The 15444-nt window shown below is 55.2% G+C and carries 15 protein-coding genes, 1 tRNA gene and 1 pseudogene; 10 read left to right on the plus strand and 7 right to left on the minus strand.

Annotation, left to right across the window (positions count from 1 at the left end):
* The first annotated feature begins 85 nt into the window (after positions 1-85).
* Together actS and AOY23_RS03750 are read left to right on the plus strand one after the other, a co-directional pair.
* Positions 86-832 carry an amidase activator ActS gene (gene actS, locus AOY23_RS03745; protein ID WP_054177499.1) on the plus strand — a complete coding sequence of 249 codons (747 nt, stop codon included), beginning with the start codon at positions 86-88 and terminating at the stop codon, positions 830-832.
* Positions 833-912: 80 nt separating this feature from the next.
* Positions 913-986: transfer RNA gene (locus AOY23_RS03750), tRNA-Gly, on the plus strand.
* A gap of 67 nt (positions 987-1053) precedes the next feature.
* Here AOY23_RS03750 and AOY23_RS03755 read toward each other — a convergent pair.
* From AOY23_RS03755 to AOY23_RS03765, 3 genes and pseudogenes are all read right to left on the minus strand, one after another.
* A pseudogene (locus AOY23_RS03755) lies at positions 1054-1188 on the minus strand (transposase); the annotation flags it as partial.
* A 155-nt stretch (positions 1189-1343) separates the two neighbouring features.
* Positions 1344-1754 (minus strand): DUF2000 domain-containing protein, encoded by a 411-nt coding sequence (locus AOY23_RS03760; RefSeq protein WP_054177500.1) that lies wholly within the window; start codon positions 1752-1754, stop codon positions 1344-1346.
* Positions 1755-1809: 55 nt separating this feature from the next.
* Positions 1810-2664, minus strand: coding sequence for an AraC family transcriptional regulator (locus tag AOY23_RS03765; RefSeq protein ID WP_054177501.1), 855 nt, complete (start codon positions 2662-2664; stop codon positions 1810-1812).
* 302 nt (positions 2665-2966) lie between these two features.
* On the opposite strand from AOY23_RS03765, the gene AOY23_RS03770 reads away from it, so the two are divergent.
* Positions 2967-3446, plus strand: a complete 480-nt coding sequence (locus tag AOY23_RS03770; RefSeq protein ID WP_054177502.1) for an efflux pump transcriptional repressor OqxR — start codon at positions 2967-2969, stop codon at positions 3444-3446.
* A gap of 67 nt (positions 3447-3513) precedes the next feature.
* Here AOY23_RS03770 and oqxB read toward each other — a convergent pair whose 3' ends face one another.
* A complete protein-coding gene (oqxB, locus tag AOY23_RS03775; protein ID WP_054177503.1) occupies positions 3514-6666 on the minus strand; it encodes a multidrug efflux RND transporter permease subunit OqxB in 3153 nt (1050 codons plus the stop codon).
* Positions 6667-6689: 23 nt separating this feature from the next.
* Positions 6690-7868, minus strand: coding sequence for a multidrug efflux RND transporter periplasmic adaptor subunit OqxA (locus tag AOY23_RS03780; protein WP_054177504.1), 1179 nt, complete (start codon positions 7866-7868; stop codon positions 6690-6692).
* Between the two features lie 333 nt (positions 7869-8201).
* On the opposite strand from AOY23_RS03780, the gene AOY23_RS03785 reads away from it, so the two are divergent.
* Positions 8202-8567 (plus strand): helix-turn-helix domain-containing protein, encoded by a 366-nt coding sequence (locus AOY23_RS03785; RefSeq protein WP_054177505.1) that lies wholly within the window; start codon positions 8202-8204, stop codon positions 8565-8567.
* Here AOY23_RS03785 and AOY23_RS03790 read toward each other — a convergent pair.
* Positions 8530-9102, minus strand: a complete 573-nt coding sequence (locus AOY23_RS03790; RefSeq protein WP_200906031.1) for a TetR/AcrR family transcriptional regulator — start codon at positions 9100-9102, stop codon at positions 8530-8532. The genes AOY23_RS03785 and AOY23_RS03790 overlap by 38 nt on opposite strands.
* Positions 9103-9209: 107 nt before the next feature.
* Between AOY23_RS03790 and AOY23_RS03795 the strand changes: the two genes are divergently transcribed.
* Both AOY23_RS03795 and AOY23_RS03800 read left to right on the plus strand, forming a co-directional pair.
* Positions 9210-9944 carry an SDR family NAD(P)-dependent oxidoreductase gene (locus tag AOY23_RS03795; RefSeq protein WP_054177507.1) on the plus strand — a complete coding sequence of 245 codons (735 nt, stop codon included), beginning with the start codon at positions 9210-9212 and terminating at the stop codon, positions 9942-9944.
* Between the two features lie 25 nt (positions 9945-9969).
* Positions 9970-10569 carry an NADPH-dependent F420 reductase gene (locus AOY23_RS03800; protein WP_054177508.1) on the plus strand — a complete coding sequence of 200 codons (600 nt, stop codon included), beginning with the start codon at positions 9970-9972 and terminating at the stop codon, positions 10567-10569.
* Between the two features lie 49 nt (positions 10570-10618).
* Here AOY23_RS03800 and AOY23_RS03805 read toward each other — a convergent pair whose 3' ends face one another.
* Positions 10619-11527, minus strand: coding sequence for a LysR family transcriptional regulator (locus AOY23_RS03805; protein WP_054177509.1), 909 nt, complete (start codon positions 11525-11527; stop codon positions 10619-10621).
* 126 nt (positions 11528-11653) lie between these two features.
* On the opposite strand from AOY23_RS03805, the gene mhbT reads away from it, so the two are divergent.
* The 4 genes from mhbT to maiA are packed head-to-tail and all read left to right on the plus strand — an operon-like array spanning position 11654 to position 15430.
* The gene (gene mhbT / locus AOY23_RS03810; RefSeq protein WP_054177510.1) at positions 11654-13012 is read left to right on the plus strand and encodes a 3-hydroxybenzoate transporter MhbT; all 1359 of its coding nucleotides are present in this window, start codon (positions 11654-11656) and stop codon (positions 13010-13012) included.
* An 11-nt stretch (positions 13013-13023) separates the two neighbouring features.
* Positions 13024-14061, plus strand: a complete 1038-nt coding sequence (gtdA, locus tag AOY23_RS03815; protein ID WP_054177511.1) for a gentisate 1,2-dioxygenase — start codon at positions 13024-13026, stop codon at positions 14059-14061.
* A 14-nt stretch (positions 14062-14075) separates the two neighbouring features.
* A complete protein-coding gene (locus tag AOY23_RS03820) occupies positions 14076-14777 on the plus strand; it encodes a fumarylacetoacetate hydrolase family protein (protein ID WP_054177512.1) in 702 nt (233 codons plus the stop codon).
* 8 nt (positions 14778-14785) lie between these two features.
* Positions 14786-15430, plus strand: a complete 645-nt coding sequence (gene maiA, locus AOY23_RS03825; protein WP_054177513.1) for a maleylacetoacetate isomerase — start codon at positions 14786-14788, stop codon at positions 15428-15430.
* Positions 15431-15444 lie beyond the last annotated feature (14 nt).

The following is a 15444-nucleotide window of genomic DNA, read 5'->3' on the forward strand; positions in this document are numbered from 1 at the left end:
GTGATTTTAAGCCCTGCAAGGCATTGGCATCCTGCTTCATGCTGCTATCATAGGCCATCCGATTGTCGCCGTTTGAGGATTTGCTTTGCGTGCAGGACGCCTGAATCGCTCCCCGTTTTGTCTGATGCTTTGCCTGCTGGCCGGGTTGCTGCTGGCTGGCTGTTCTGGCAGTAAATCGGGCTCTGACGGTAGCTACAGCGGCGCGACGTATACCGTGAAGCGCGGTGATACGCTGTACCGTATTTCACGTCTCACCGGCACCAGCGTGAAAGATCTGGCGCGGCTTAACGGCATTTCACCGCCTTATACCATCGAAGTAGGGCAGCGGCTGAAAGTGAATGGCACGTCAGGCTCTTCGAAGAAAGCGAGCAGTAAATCCACCCGAACCGCAAAAGTCACGCCGTCTTCCGCCGTGCCGACATCCTCATGGCCGCCAGTCGGGCAACGCTGCTGGCGCTGGCCTGCCAGCGGAAAAGTGGTACTGCCGTATTCAACGCGTGATGGCGGTAATAAAGGCATTGATATCGCTGGTCAACGTGGTCAGCCGGTATATGCGGCGGGCGCAGGGAAGGTGGTCTACGTCGGCAATCAACTGCGCGGCTACGGCAATCTGGTAATGATTAAGCACAGTGAAGACTACATCACCGCCTATGCGCATAACGACAAGCTGATGGTGAACAACGGTCAGAGCGTGAAGATTGGTCAACAGATCGCGACCATGGGCAGCAGCGATGCTGACGGAGTGCGGCTGCACTTCCAGATCCGCTATCGCGCAACGGCCATCGATCCACTGCGTTATCTGCCACCGCAGGGCAGTAAGCCTAAGTGCTAAAAGATTATTTTCTCACCAGTTAGCGTGGGCGAGTCTTGTCAGGCAGGACGTAACGTTTATAATGTCCCACGCACCTCTCCGCGGGCGTAGTTCAATGGTAGAACGAGAGCTTCCCAAGCTCTATACGAGGGTTCGATTCCCTTCGCCCGCTCCAAACTCAAGTCTCCTGAAGTCTACCAAAGTCAATTTTTCCTTGATAAATCAGCGGTTATAGCATTCTATTTCTTTATCCAGGCGTAAAGACTGTGGGTGGTGATATCGAGACGTGTTGCAACGCTGGAAACAGAATGGCCGCGATCAACAACCTGTTTGACGGCTTCAATTTTGAACTCTTCGGGATAACGCTTACCGCTCATGGGCACCTCTCTTTAAGTCATCTTAAATGACTCTGAGGTGTCTGTTAAACCCGTGGCGATTCAGCTCGATTATGCGGGATACTTACATATTCATTAATTTGGCGAGTGCCTGACAGACGGCTTTATGCCAACAATGGCTGACGGTAGTAATTAATCTAACTGTGAAGGGATAACCCCTTAATGGCCTTATCAACGGCTTTTTTGGAACCCCGGATACCGAGCCCTACCAAATCCAGGTTGTTTGCGTCAGCCGCCGCAAATACTTCGCGGTTAGCCTCATCATGCCCGGTGGAGAACATGGCATGAATGTAAGGAATAACAATCAATTCCCGCTCCAGCGCTTTGCGGTGAACCGCCTGCAATTTTTCAAGTCCTGCCTCAAAAATCAGCATGGGCTGCCCGGACATATTGCCATAAGTCCGGCCCAGTGAATCAATGTAAGGACTACCCAAAATTTCAGGCGCGGCTGAGGCGATGCCTGTCGCCAGAAATGCGACAACGTTCAGTCGTTGCCAGGTGGGTAAGTCATCTCTCACGATAAATGCAATCTTAGTATCAAACGTCATAAAACATAGTCCTGTCTGCGATGCGAATAATGCATGGTCGCATGCTGACGGAATATCAATATAGAACGTTTGAGCAGTATTTCTGATAAGCGGCAGGAGACAGACGATAAGCACGCCTGAACCAGCGTCCCAGATGGCTTTGATCAGCAAAACCTGTTTGCAATGCAACCATTGATGGAGAAATACCACTGGCCAGGAGTTGCCGCGCCGTGCGAAGGCGTAATCTGACAAGATAAGCGTGAGGGGACTGACCGAAGGCGGATTTGAATTGTCTGCTCAGTCTGAACCGGTCAACACCACTTATACTGGCCAGCTCATCGAGCCCTGGATTAGTGTCAAGATGAGCAATCAGGTAATCCCTGACTCTGTTCATTCGAATGAGAGAGTCGGTTAATTTGTCCGCGGGCTTCAGGTCGACATGAGGCATAAGATGTGAAAGCAGTAAGTCCAGGCTTTCGTCACGCGCAAGCCTTCCTTCGCCGTTATGCAGAGCATTAAAAGCCCGCACAATCGACATGATTAATACCCTGTCATCCGTGAGGGTATTGCGAAAAGCTGCCTGTACTATAGAGATATCTTCCCCACTGCGCTTTTGCAGGTTGTCTGATACCCATTGTTGGGGAATATACAACATGGAATAAGTGAATCCATTTTCCTGTGCCGCATAACCATCATGAACGGCGCCCGGCTCAATGAGAATGGCCTTTCCCGGCGTGCTGGTATGCAGCGCGCGATGACAGTTAAACCTTTGACTTCCCTGAAGCGTAACGCCCAGAAGTAACTCTTCGTGGTCATGACTGTCATACGCATGGCCTTTAAAATGTGCGCTAACACTTTCAATACCCGTCTCTGTATCACGACGAAAATCAATCCAGTCACCAGACGCAGGCGTTTCAGTCATTACAGACATAAACCACTCTGAACAATTCAGCAGGACATTAAATTAGTATACATTAAACAACAATACAGCTTTTTATGAGCGCGATATGACAGAACAAAAGGTTTATCCAATTGGTACGCAAATTGCGTCTGGAGAGGCAGAAGACAATATGCCTGGTTTTCCTGTGGTCAGCGGTGGTGTGATGGACGACATGTCAGGTTAATCGTAGATTGCTTCAAAAAAATTACCGTATTTGTTATATTATTGCTCATTGATTACTCACCTCTGCGGTGCCAAAAAGAACAAGATTCACCGCAACCCAGGACAATAAAATGTTAGATTACCGCTTCCCGACAGCTTTGCAGATGGTTCTCAGCGTAGCGATGGCGGAGCAATCGGGTGAACGTTCGACGAGTGCGATTCTGGCCTACGGTCTGGAAGCTAATCCGAGCTTTATCCGCAAATTAATGGTTCCACTCACGCGTGACGGCATTATCGTCTCAACGCTTGGCCGCAACGGTTCCATTCATCTTGGTCGTCCGGCGGATAAGATAACCCTGCGCGATATCTACATTTCCGTCATAGAAGATAAAAAGCTGTGGGCGTCGCGTCCTGACATACCGGCTCGCTGCGTGGTCAGTGCCAACGCTTGCTGGTACTTCAAATCTATCGCTGATGAAGCAGAGCAGGCGTCGTTAGAGGTATTAGCTCGCCATACCGTGGCAAGCGCGCTGGAAAAGGTCAAAAAAGCGGATACCAGTGGGTGCGATCCGGTGCCTGAAATTAATGCCCGGTATAAAAAAGCGCTTTAATTATCTCCTTATAACGAAAAAAAAACCGCCTTCACACTGAAGGCGGTTTTTTATTATCTGCAACAACCTACGCCGGTAAAACGTCGCTTACCGGTTTGCCGCGCGTCACCAGTTTACGCAGCGTAACGTAAAACACCGGTGTCAGGAACAGACCAAACAGCGTCACTCCCAGCATACCGGAGAACACCGTGATCCCGGTGACGCCGCGCACTTCTGCACCCGCGCCGTGGCCGAGGATCAGCGGGATCGTCCCGGCAATAAAGGCGATGGAGGTCATGATAATCGGGCGTAAACGCAGGCGACAAGCGTTCAGCGCCGCTTCCATAATACCTTTCCCCTGGATTTCCAGCTCGCGGGCAAACTCAACGATCAGAATCGCGTTTTTACAGGCCAGCCCCATGAGGACGACCAGACCCACCTGCACGAACACGTTGTTATCGCCACCAGTCAGCCAGACGCCAAACAGCGCGGACAGCATTGTCATCGGGACGATAAGGATCACCGCCAGCGGCAGCGTCCAGCTTTCATACAGCGCCGCCAGCACCAGGAACGCCAGCAGAACCGCGACCGGGAAGACGATCAGCGCCGTATTACCCTGCGTGGCCTGCTGGAAGCTCAGATCCGTCCATTCAATATTCATCCCATTCGGCAGTATCTGTTGAGACATCTCGCCCAGTTGCGTCATCGCCTGCGTGGAAGAGAGGATGCGGGGATCGGCATCGCCAATGAGATCCGCCGCCGGATAACCATTGTAGCGAATCACCGGATCCGGCCCGTACGTGGTACTGATATTCACCATACTGCCGATCGGCACCATTTCGCCCTGATTATTACGGGTACGCAAATTAGCGATATCTTCCACGCTGTCGCGGAACGGCCCGTCGGCCTGCGCCATCACGCGCCAGGTACGCCCGAACTGGTTAAAATCATTCACATAAGACGATCCCAGATAGGTTTGCAGCGTCCCGAAAAGATCGGTCAGCGACACGCCCTGCGCTTTCGCCTTATCACGATCAACCTGCACATCCAGCTGCGGAACGTTAGCCTGGTAGGTTGAGATGGGGAAATGCATTCCCGGCGTCTGCATAATCGCACCGGACATCGTGTTTACCGCGTTTTGCAGCGCGCCATAGCCAAGACCAGCGCGATCCTGAATATACAGCGAATAGCCAGACCCCTGACCCAGCCCTAAAATCGGCGGTGGCAGAATGGAGAAACCAAAGCCCTGCTGGATTTGTGCGATTTTAGCGTTGATCTCAGCGTTAATCTCCGCCGCAGAATGTTTACGCTGGTCGAACGGTTTCAGGCCAAAAAAGACCGTCCCGGTATTCGGCGTGTTGGTGAACTGCAGCGCATTCAGCCCCGGAAAGGCGACCGCATAATCCACGCCCTCGGTATTCATACCGATTTCGCTCATTTTACGGATCACCGCATCGGTGCGAGCCAGCGAAGAGCCTTCCGGCATTTTCACGCCACCAATCAAATACAGCTTATCCTGTGTAGGAATAAACCCGCCGGGTACGGCTTTAAACATGACGCCAGCGGCACAGAGCAGCAGCACATAAACAGCAAACACCGCACCACGTCGGCCGAGCGTTTTGCCCACCAGCCCCTGATAGCCGCTCGAGCTACGGTGGAAAAAGCGGTTAAACGGACGGAAAATCCAGCCGAACAGACGATCAATAATCCGGGTAGGGACGTCTTTCGGTGCGCCATACGGCTTTAACAGCAGGGCCGCCAGCGCCGGAGAGAGCGTCAGCGAGTTGATGGCCGAGATCACCGTTGAAATCGCGATAGTCACCGCAAACTGTTTGTAGAACTGCCCGGTAACCCCCGAGAGAAACGCCATTGGCACAAACACCGCGCACAGCACCAGTGCAATCGCGATAATCGGCCCGGAAACCTCACGCATCGCCTGATGCGCCGCCGCAAGCGGTGCCAGCCCCTCTTCGATATTTCGCTCAACGTTTTCCACCACCACGATGGCGTCATCCACCACGATACCGATAGCCAGCACCAGCCCGAACAAACTCAGGGTATTCAGCGAGAAGCCAAGCAGGTAGAGAATGCTGAACGTGCCCACAACCGATACTGGCACCGCGATCAGCGGAATAATCGACGCGCGCCAGGTTTGCAGGAACAGAATCACTACCAGGACAACCAGCACCACCGCTTCCAGCAGCGTTTGCACGACCGCGCGAATAGAATCACGAACAAACACCGTTGGATCGTAAGGTGCCGCCCATTTCATATCGTCCGGGAAACGGGTGGACAGTTCGTCCATTTTGGCGCGCACCGCGTTAGACAAATCGATGGCGTTCGCCCCCGGAGACTGGAAGATACCAATCCCGACCGCGTCTTTATTGTTCAACTGGGAGCGCAGCGCATAGCTGCCAGAACCCATTTCTATCCGCGCCACATCGCGCAGGCGCACCAGCGAGCCGTCCTGCGCCGTTTTCAGAATAATATTGCCAAACTCTTCTTCCGTGTGCAGACGACCCTGGGCGTTAATGGAGATCAGGAAATCGCTCTCTTTCGGCAGCGGCTCGGCGCCAAGCTGCCCGGCGGAAACCTGCACGTTTTGCTCCTGCATCGCCGTCACCACATCCGAGGCAGTCAACCCGCGCGCCGCCACCTTATTGGGATCCAGCCAGATACGCATCGCGTATTCACCCGAGCCAAAAATCTGAATCTGGCCGACACCGGGCAGACGCGCCAGTTCATCCTTCACTTTTAGTGTGGCGTAGTTACGCATATACAGTGAATCGTATTTACCGCCGGGCGAAAACAGATGCACCACCAGCGTGAGCGTCGGCGATTGTTTCTGGGTGGTGATACCCAAACGCCGCACATCTTCCGGCAGACGCGCTTCGGCCTGTGACACCCGGTTTTGCACCTGAACCTGCGCCTGATCGGGGTCGGTACCCGGACGGAACGTGACGGTGGTCACCAGTACGCCGTCGGAGCCTGCGACCGATTTCATGTACATCATGTTTTCAACGCCGTTGATCGCTTCTTCCAGCGGCGTCGCCACGGTCTCTGCAATCACTTTCGGGTTGGCGCCTGGATACTCCGCGCGCACCTGCACGCTTGGCGGTACGACGTCAGGATATTCGCTGACCGGCAATAGCGGGATGGCGATTAATCCTGTGGTAAAAATCAGTATCGACAGCACCGCGGCGAAAATCGGCCTGTCGATAAAAAAGCGGGAAAAGTCCATGTGTCGGATTCTCAGGTAAGGGATCAGTTGAGGGCGGTGGTGCTGGCGGTCATGGCAACGGTTTTCGCGTTAACCGGCATACCCGGCATAAACACTTTTTGTAAACCATCGACGATGACTTTATCGCCAGGGTTCAGCCCCTGCTGAACGATGCGTAAACCGGCAGCCAGACGCCCCGGCGTGATATCGCGACGCTGCGCTTTCCCTTCTTTATCAACGATATACACATATTTGCGATCCTGATCGGTCAGTACCGCTTTGTCGTCGATAAGCGTGGCTTTGAATTCAGCGCTGCCCGGCAGGCGTACGCGGGCAAAGAGCCCCGGCGTGAACTGACGCTGTGCGTTATCCAACAGCGCGCGCATACGGATCGTGCCGGTACTCGGCGTTAACTGATTATCAAGAAAATCCACTTTGCCCTGATGGGGGTAGCCATCCTCGCCAACGAGACCAATCTCAACCGGTAGCGCCAGGTGATTACTGGACGCCCCTTGCCCGCTGCGGGCGAGATTTTGATAGTGAAGGTAGGTCGACTCATCCACGTCAAAGTAGACGTAAACTGTCTTCTGCGATACCAGCGTGGTGAGCACACTGGCGCTGTCACCCGCGGTGACCAGATTACCGCTGGTGATCAACGCACGGCTGGCGCGGCCCTCGATAGGCGCGGTCACTTTGGTGAAATCCAGGTTAAGTTGCGCGGCGTCAACGGCCGCCTGCGCAGCGCGAATGTCGGCCTGCGCCTGAGCGGCAGCCGAACGACGCTGCTCCCATTCTTCACGGGATACCAGGTTGGTATTGATTAATTTATTGGTACGGTTAGCCTCACTTTGCGCCAGGCTGGCCTGTGTTTTGGCTCTCGTCAACGTCGCCTGCGCCTGTTCCAGCGCGGCGCGATAGGTTCTGTCATCGATAGTGAACAGCACTTCGCCTTTTTTCACCTCCTGGCCGTCGGTGTAATTCACTTTATCAATGTAACCGGAGACGCGGGGGCGGAGCTGAACGCTTTCCACCGCTTCGATCCGACCGTTAAAGCTATCCCACTGGCTAATGGATTTCACTACCACATCAGCGGCGCTGACGGCGGGCGCTTGTGGCGCGGCGTTTTGCGCGACACCGTCGTCGCACCCGACGAGCAGTACGGAGAGCAACATCGCTCCCAGTGCATGCAACTGAAAGTTAACCCAGGGTTTTTGCAGGCTCATTATTTTTATTCCGGTAATTGTAGCCGCCGGGCAAGACGCAACGGGGGACGCCGCGCCACTTCCTTTGTCCGGGCTGGCTTAAGGCCATTTGTGTCGTTCATCGCCACAAAACTGTATGAGTTGGGAATACACTATCGCGGGGATTGTAGGGAGGCGCTAAATTTAGTGCAAGAATAATTGATACACTTTATGTGCTATTTCAGCCAGCAGCAAAAGACGCGTTTCCGGCAGGGATTTAAATGCAACAATAAAACTTGCAATTAATTCAAAAACGGGTCACCTTTAAATGCAACAGACAAAGATGCTTTTTAATACGCTGCGTGGGGGGACAAGATGAACACTGGCGCATTTATTCACGATTTGCTCGACTGGATCGACAACAACCTTGAAAACCGTCTGGACATTAACACCGTTTCCAGGCGAGCCGGTTATTCGAAATGGCACCTCCAGCGGATATTCAAAGAACATACGGGGTATCCTCTCGCCGAGTATATCCGCGTGCAAAAGCTGCAAAAATCGGTCGAGCGCTTAACCCACAGCGACGAACCGATTTTGAGCGTGGCGATCGCGCTGGGCTTTGACTCCCAGCAGTCCTTCAACCGCAGCTTCAAGCGTCAGTTTGGCCAGGCACCAGGGGCATGGCGCCGCAGTATCGGCAGCCCTAATCACCAGGCCGACTTATCAGGATGGCGCTCGTAATTAATTGAACAAGATGATCTGCCCGCGAGGCGAATGATGGCTGGTCAACTGCCCAGCCCAGCGCCGTTATTAGCGCGAACAGGTCATCGCCATTCATATCTGTGCGCGCCATACCCTCAGCCTGGGCGTGTTGTAGCAATTGCGCGCCTGCTGAATGCACTTCGGCACATGAAGCATAAAGTGCGGACTCCTTATCCGTATGCGCGGCGGCCATCATAGCGACCACACCTCTGTAGCTTTGTGTGAACACCACCAGTTCCTTGAACCAGGCAAGAAGCGCCTTATCAGCTGAAACCGAAGTTTCGAGTTCGGTTGCCCTTTGCGTCAGCGCGTCCAGATGAGTACACAGCAGCGCCTCAAACAGGGCTTCCCGCGTCGGGAAATGACGCAGCAGGGTAGCCAGTCCTACGTTAGCCCGACGGGCAATATCTCGCATCGACACATCAGCACCATGTTCGGCAACAACATCACGCGCGACGGTGAGGATCTGGTTACGATTTTTTTGGGCGTCAGCACGCATTGGTTTTGTTGACAAGTGGATCAGTGCTCCATATATTCATTATCTGGATCGGTGATCCACATTATACAGCGCCCCTGGGCATTTCTCCAGTAACAACGCAACGTAAACGAAAGGGCACGTGCATGAACAGATTGAAAGAAAAGACCGCCGTAGTCACTGGCGGTGCGACAGGCATCGGCCTCGCTGCGGCAAAGCGTTTCATTGAGGAAGGCGCTTTCGTGTTTATCTTCGGTCGTCGACAGGATGCCCTCGACGCCGCTGTGGCCGTTCTCGGCCCCCATTCCCGCGCGGTGAAAGGGTCGGTTTCCAGTGAAGCCGACCTCGATCGTCTCTACGCAGCGGTGAAAGCGGAGCGCGGAACCCTCGATATCGTATTTGCCAACGCAGGGGCGGGAAGCCCACTTCCGCTCGGGCAGATCACTGCTGAACATATTGACGAAACCTTTGATACCAATGTGAAAGGCACGATCTTCACGGTCCAGAAGGCACTCCCGTTGATGCATGAGGGCGGGTCTATCATCCTGACCGGATCGAGCGCTGGCACCACGGGTGCGCCGGGGTTCACTGCTTATAGTGCAAGCAAGGCGGCAATACGGAATTTCGCACGTACCTGGGCGGAGGAGCTTAAAGGTACCGGTATCCGGGTAAATGTGCTGTCGCCTGGGCCAACGGCGACTGAACTCGCGAGGGAGGCGCTGGGCGAGGAGGGGCAGAAGGCCTACGGCGCGATGACCCCGCTCCAGCGCATGGGCGACCCGTCTGAAATAGGGGCCGCCGCCGCCTTCCTCGCATCGTCAGACAGTAGCTACATGACTGCCAGCGAGATAGCCGTCGATGGCGGACTGGCGCAACTCTGAGAGTAAAAAAACAAAGGAGAAACAGATGAGCTACGCAATTATTGGTTTCGGCAAGATTGGCCACGCGCTTGCCAGGGCGTTCGCCCGCAAAGGCATCGACGTCGCCGTGGCAACCACCCGCGATCCTGAAAGCTTTGCCGCCGAGGCGGCTGCAATTGGCCCGACGATCATTCCCAAAACCCTGGCGGAAGCCCTGAAGGCTGACACTATTTTCCTGGCGGTCCGTTTCGAATCGCACCCCGAGGTCGCAAAAGCACTGCCGAGCTGGAAGGGGAAAACCGTCATCGACGCAATGAACACGCTGGCCCCGCCAGAAGAACTGGGCGGCCTCCCGTCCTCTGCTTTCATCGCCACGGTGTTTACCGGCGCCAGGCTGGTGAAAGGCTTCAATCATCTGGTCGCTGCCGTCCTTGACCAGGATCCGGCCGTGCAGGGTGGCAGGAGAGTCGTATTCCTGGCGAGTGACGATGACAGCGCCCTGGCGGAAGTCGGTGTCCTTGCGGAAACACTCGGTTTCTCACCCGTTCCGCTGGGTGGCCTGTCCGAAGGGGGCTTGCTTGTGCATGCGCGCGGAAAAAAATGGGGGCATCTGATATTCCAGGACCTGGTCGCGTTCGATAAGTGACAGGCAAAACAGACTGCCGGTCTTTCAGGCTGTATTCCTTTTCGCCGCGCTAAACCTGCGTCAGAAAATACAAAAAGCGGTTCAGCGCGGCGGAAGGGGTTTCATTATTGCGCCAGAAAACACCGACACTTCCTTTCTGCTCTATTTTCGGCAGGTTAAGGATCACCAGTTGCCCCTGGCTGGCATAGCGCTGTGCCAAACGTAAAGAAAGAATGGAGATCATATCGCTGCTTTGCAGCAGGTTGGTGCTGACGTTCATCGATGCCGATTCGATGGTGTTCTCTGGCAGCATGACGCCGTTATCTACCAGCGCGTTATCAATGCTGATGCGGATTGGCGTTCCTGTCGGCCAGACAATCCAGCGCCAGTCGGCGAGATCATTCCAGGTCAGCGTGGCATGCCCGGCTAACGGATGGTGAGGACGCGCGACAAAGCAGACAGGTTCGGTGTACAGCACCTGATAGTTCAGCGGCAGTTGCAGCGCCCGGCCACCGACACGGCCAACCACGACATCAACCGACCCGGCCAGCAGATCATGCAGCAGCGGGGTCATCACCTTTTCTTCGATATTCAGATGCAGCATCGGCATCTCATTGAGCAGACTGAGGATCGCCTGAGAGACGCAGTCGGTCGCCACTGGCGAACAGCCGATTTTCAGGCTGCCGACCAGCCCACCCGCCTTAAAGCGTGCCATTTCATACTGCGAGCGCTCCATATCGTTGATTAACCGCTGAGCATGTTGCAGCAACAATTTCCCGCCTTCGGAGGGACGCAAGCCTTTGCTGTGCCGTTCGAAGAGTGTGATCCCAATCTCATCTTCAAGCTGTGACAGCCATTTTGACAGCGCCGGTTGGGTGATATTCATCATTCTGGCGACGTGGGTCAGATTGCCCTGTTCGCCCAGTGCCACCAGCATTTGCAGGTGATGGAGTTTCAGTTTCTGCGTCCAGTTTGCCATTAGCTATAACCTCCAGGTTATGTCTCTGCATGAAATGCCATTGTACATTTTATCGCCCAATCCACAAACTCGTAACATATCAAGAACAAAACGACCTCTTACCTTACCTGCACTGAGGCATTCACTATGACTCAACGACGTGAACTACAAGCTCTGATCGATGCCGCTCCTGTCGGCAAGGTTCAGTGGCACGTGATCATCTGCTGTTTTCTGGTGGTCATGCTGGATGGTTTTGATACCGCGGCCATTGGCTTCATCGCACCCGATATCCGCGCTCACTGGCAATTGACGGTGAACGATCTGGCGCCGCTGTTTGGCGCGGGCTTATTAGGCTTGACCGGCGGCGCGCTGCTTTGCGGGCCGCTCTCCGACCGCTTCGGCCGTAAACGGGTGATTGAACTTTGCGTCGCGCTGTTTGGCGCGCTGAGTCTGCTGTCCGCATTTTCGCCAGATTTACAGACACTGGTGATTCTGCGCTTTCTGACCGGACTTGGGCTCGGCGGCGCCATGCCGAACACCATCACCATGACTTCAGAATACCTGCCGACCCGTCGCCGTGGCGCGCTGGTCACCCTGATGTTCTGCGGCTTTACCCTCGGCTCGGCGCTGGGAGGGATTGTCAGTGCGCAACTGGTGTCGGTGATTGGCTGGCATGGGATCCTGGTGCTCGGCGGCGTATTACCGCTGATGCTGTTCTTTGCACTGCTGGTGGTGTTGCCGGAATCACCGCGCTGGCAGGTGCGCCGTCAGTTACCGCAGGCGATCATTGCCCGTACCGTCCACGCCATCACCGGCGAGCGCCACGACAATACCCATTTCTACCTTAATGAAACGGCGGCGATCGCCAAAGGCAGCATCCGTCAGCTTTTCGCCGGTCGCCAGTTGCCCGTTACGCTGATGTTATGGGTCGTCTTTTTCATGAGCCTGCTGATTATTTACCTGCTCTCAAGCTGGATGCCGACGCTGTTAAACCATCGCGGCATTGACCTGCAACAGGCTTCCTGGGTGACGGCCGCGTTTCAGGTCGGCGGGACGCTGGGCGCGCTGGCGCTGGGCCTGCTGATGGACAAACACAATCCGTTTTTCGTACTGGCGGTGAGCTATGCGCTGGGCGCGGTGTGCATCGTCATGATTGGCCTGAGTGAAAACGGCTTATGGCTGATGGCGCTGGCGATTCTGGGTACCGGAGTGGGTATCAGCGGATCGCAGGTTGGCCTGAACGCCTTAACCGCCGTGCTCTATCCCACGCAAAGCCGCGCAACCGGCGTCAGTTGGTCCAACGCTGTCGGTCGCTGCGGGGCGATTGTCGGCTCGCTGTCCGGCGGCGTGATGATAGCGATGAATTTCTCTTTCAATACGTTGTTTTTCATTATCGCTGTTCCGGCGGTCATCAACGCGGTGTTGTTAGCCCTGCTGATGATAATTGTCCGCCCGTCAGCCTCTGTCCCTGATGCCTTGCCGCGTGCAGGCGTCGTGAACGAATAAGGAGAATCCCTATGTCTGAATATAATCAGGAAGTTAAAAACAACCGTCAGCAGTATTACCAGCGCATTTCAGGGCAGAACCTCACGCCGCTGTGGGAATCGCTGCATCATCTGGTGCCGCAAACGCCGAATGCCAACTGCGCTCCGGCGTACTGGAACTATCAGGAAATTCGCCCGCTGCTGCTGGAAAGCGGCAACCTGATTGGCGCCAAAGAGGCCGTGCGTCGTGTGCTGGTGCTGGAAAACCCCATGCTGCGCGGGCAATCCTCCATTACGTCAACGCTCTATGCGGGGTTGCAGTTGATCATGCCAGGCGAAGTCGCCCCCAGCCATCGTCATAACCAGTCGGCCTTGCGCTTTATCGTCGAAGGAAAAGGGGCGTTTACCGCCGTTGACGGCGAGCGTACGCAAATGCACGAGGGCGATTTTATCCTGACGCCGCAATGGCAATGGCACGACCACGGTAACCCGGGCGATGAGCCGGTGGTCTGGCTGGACGGTCTGGATCTGCCGCTGGTGAATATTCTTGGCTGTGGCTTCGCAGAGGATTACCCGGAAGACCAGCAACCGGTGTCGCGCCAGGAGGGCGATTACCTGCCGCGTTACGCCGCCAACATGCTACCGCTGCGCTACCAGAAAGGGAATTCGTCACCGATTTTCAACTACCGCTATGACCGCAGCCGCGAAGCGCTGCACGACCTGACACGCCTCGGCGAAGCTGACGCGTGGGACGGCTACAAGATGCGCTACGTCAACCCGGTTACCGGGGGTTACCCGATGCCATCGATGGGCACCTTCCTGCAACTGCTGCCAAAAGGCTTTACCTCGCGCAGGGCACGCACGACTGACAGCACCATCTATCACGTTGTGGAAGGCCGCGGTGAAGTCACTATCGGCAACGAGACCTTCACCTTTTCAGCAAAAGACGTTTTCGTGGTGCCGACGTGGCACGGCGTGTCGTTCAACACCACGGATGACACCGTTTTATTCAGTTTTTCGGACAGACCGGTACAGGAAGCCCTCGGGTTGTTCCGTGAAGCACGCTATTAATTAGGGAGAGAGCAATGACTAAGTATGTTTTTGAACCACAGGCGCCGGTCACTATCCCGGTGGTCGGCAGTGATGAACAGTACCCCGTCCGCCGTGTTTACTGCGTCGGGCGCAACTATGCCGCGCATGCCCGCGAAATGGGCTTTGATCCTGATCGCGAGCCGCCGTTCTTCTTCTGTAAACCTGCCGATGCGGTGGTGCCGGTCGCAGCAGGTGAAACGCTCGAACTGCCTTATCCGTCACAGACCGACAATTACCATTATGAAATTGAACTGGTGGTCGCCATCGGCAAAAAGGGGAGTGATATTCCCCTGGAAAAAGCTCACGAGTACGTATGGGGGTACGCCACCGGGCTGGATATGACCCGTCGCGACCGCCAGATGGAGATGCGCCAGATGGGGCGTCCGTGGGAAATCGGTAAAGCGTTCGATCTCTCTGCCCCGATTGCGCCGCTGCATAAAGCCAGCGGAACGGCTGATATTAACAGCGCGCCGGTCTGGTTACAGGTGAACGGCGTTGATCATCAACGCAGCGACATCGGCCACCTGATCTGGTCGGTTAACGAAACCATCAGCTACCTGTCCGGCTTCTTTGAACTGCAACCGGGGGATCTGATCTTCACCGGCACGCCGGAAGGCGTGGGCGCCGTGGTGAAAGGGGATGTGATCACCGGCAACGTGGACGGGTTAACCCCGATCGCCGTGAAGATAGTCTGAGGTGATCCATGAAGCTGTACAGTTTTTTTAATAGCTCAGCGTCGTACCGCGTACGCATCGCGCTGGCGTTAAAGGGGATCGACTACCAGACCGTGGGCGTCAACATCCGCATCGGGCAACAAAATGCGCCGTCCTACCGTCGCATGAACCCGATTGGCCTGGTGCCGACGCTGGTGAACGATGACGGCGAAGCGCTCGGTCAGTCGCTGGCGATTATCGACTGGCTGGACCGGCATTTTCCGCCGTCGCGCCTGCTGCCGGACAGCGACCCGGCGCGCAGCAAAGTGCTGGAGATCGTGTACGCCATCGCTTGTGATATTCATCCAGTGAATAACATGCGCGTGCTGCGCTATCTGAGCGAAGAATTAAAAGTCAGTGAAGAAGAGAAAAAACGCTGGTACGCACACTGGATCCAGCAGGGGCTTAGCGCAGTCGAGCAGTTGTTGCAGGAGAGTCAGTCACAATCTTATTGCGTCGGGGATACCCCAACGCTTGCCGACTGTTGCCTGATCCCCCAGTGGGCAAACGCACTGCGCATGCAATGTGATCTGAGTGCCTATCCACGTTGTAAAGCGGTGTACGACGCCTGCACGCAGCTTCCGGCGTTTATTGCCGCGGCACCCGAAAATCAACAAGACAAACTCTCAGCCTGAGAAGGAGAACGACA

Origin of the sequence: Trabulsiella odontotermitis, assembly GCF_001297775.1 — a bacterium.
In the GTDB taxonomy this organism is placed as follows: domain Bacteria; phylum Pseudomonadota; class Gammaproteobacteria; order Enterobacterales; family Enterobacteriaceae; genus Trabulsiella; species Trabulsiella odontotermitis.

What these genes read in the sequence shown, in the direction of transcription:
- AOY23_RS03760 (WP_054177500.1), bottom strand. Translation starts at nt 1,754, where the DNA reads ATGACGTTTGATACTAAGATTGCATTTATCGTGAGAGATGACTTACCC.
- AOY23_RS03765 (WP_054177501.1), bottom strand. Translation starts at nt 2,664, where the DNA reads ATGTCTGTAATGACTGAAACGCCTGCGTCTGGTGACTGGATTGATTTT.
- AOY23_RS03770 (WP_054177502.1), top strand. Translation starts at nt 2,967, where the DNA reads ATGTTAGATTACCGCTTCCCGACAGCTTTGCAGATGGTTCTCAGCGTA.
- oqxB (WP_054177503.1), bottom strand. Translation starts at nt 6,666, where the DNA reads ATGGACTTTTCCCGCTTTTTTATCGACAGGCCGATTTTCGCCGCGGTG.
- AOY23_RS03780 (WP_054177504.1), bottom strand. Translation starts at nt 7,868, where the DNA reads ATGAGCCTGCAAAAACCCTGGGTTAACTTTCAGTTGCATGCACTGGGA.
- AOY23_RS03785 (WP_054177505.1), top strand. Translation starts at nt 8,202, where the DNA reads ATGAACACTGGCGCATTTATTCACGATTTGCTCGACTGGATCGACAAC.
- AOY23_RS03795 (WP_054177507.1), top strand. Translation starts at nt 9,210, where the DNA reads ATGAACAGATTGAAAGAAAAGACCGCCGTAGTCACTGGCGGTGCGACA.
- AOY23_RS03800 (WP_054177508.1), top strand. Translation starts at nt 9,970, where the DNA reads ATGAGCTACGCAATTATTGGTTTCGGCAAGATTGGCCACGCGCTTGCC.
- AOY23_RS03805 (WP_054177509.1), bottom strand. Translation starts at nt 11,527, where the DNA reads ATGGCAAACTGGACGCAGAAACTGAAACTCCATCACCTGCAAATGCTG.
- mhbT (WP_054177510.1), top strand. Translation starts at nt 11,654, where the DNA reads ATGACTCAACGACGTGAACTACAAGCTCTGATCGATGCCGCTCCTGTC.
- gtdA (WP_054177511.1), top strand. Translation starts at nt 13,024, where the DNA reads ATGTCTGAATATAATCAGGAAGTTAAAAACAACCGTCAGCAGTATTAC.
- AOY23_RS03820 (WP_054177512.1), top strand. Translation starts at nt 14,076, where the DNA reads ATGACTAAGTATGTTTTTGAACCACAGGCGCCGGTCACTATCCCGGTG.
- maiA (WP_054177513.1), top strand. Translation starts at nt 14,786, where the DNA reads ATGAAGCTGTACAGTTTTTTTAATAGCTCAGCGTCGTACCGCGTACGC.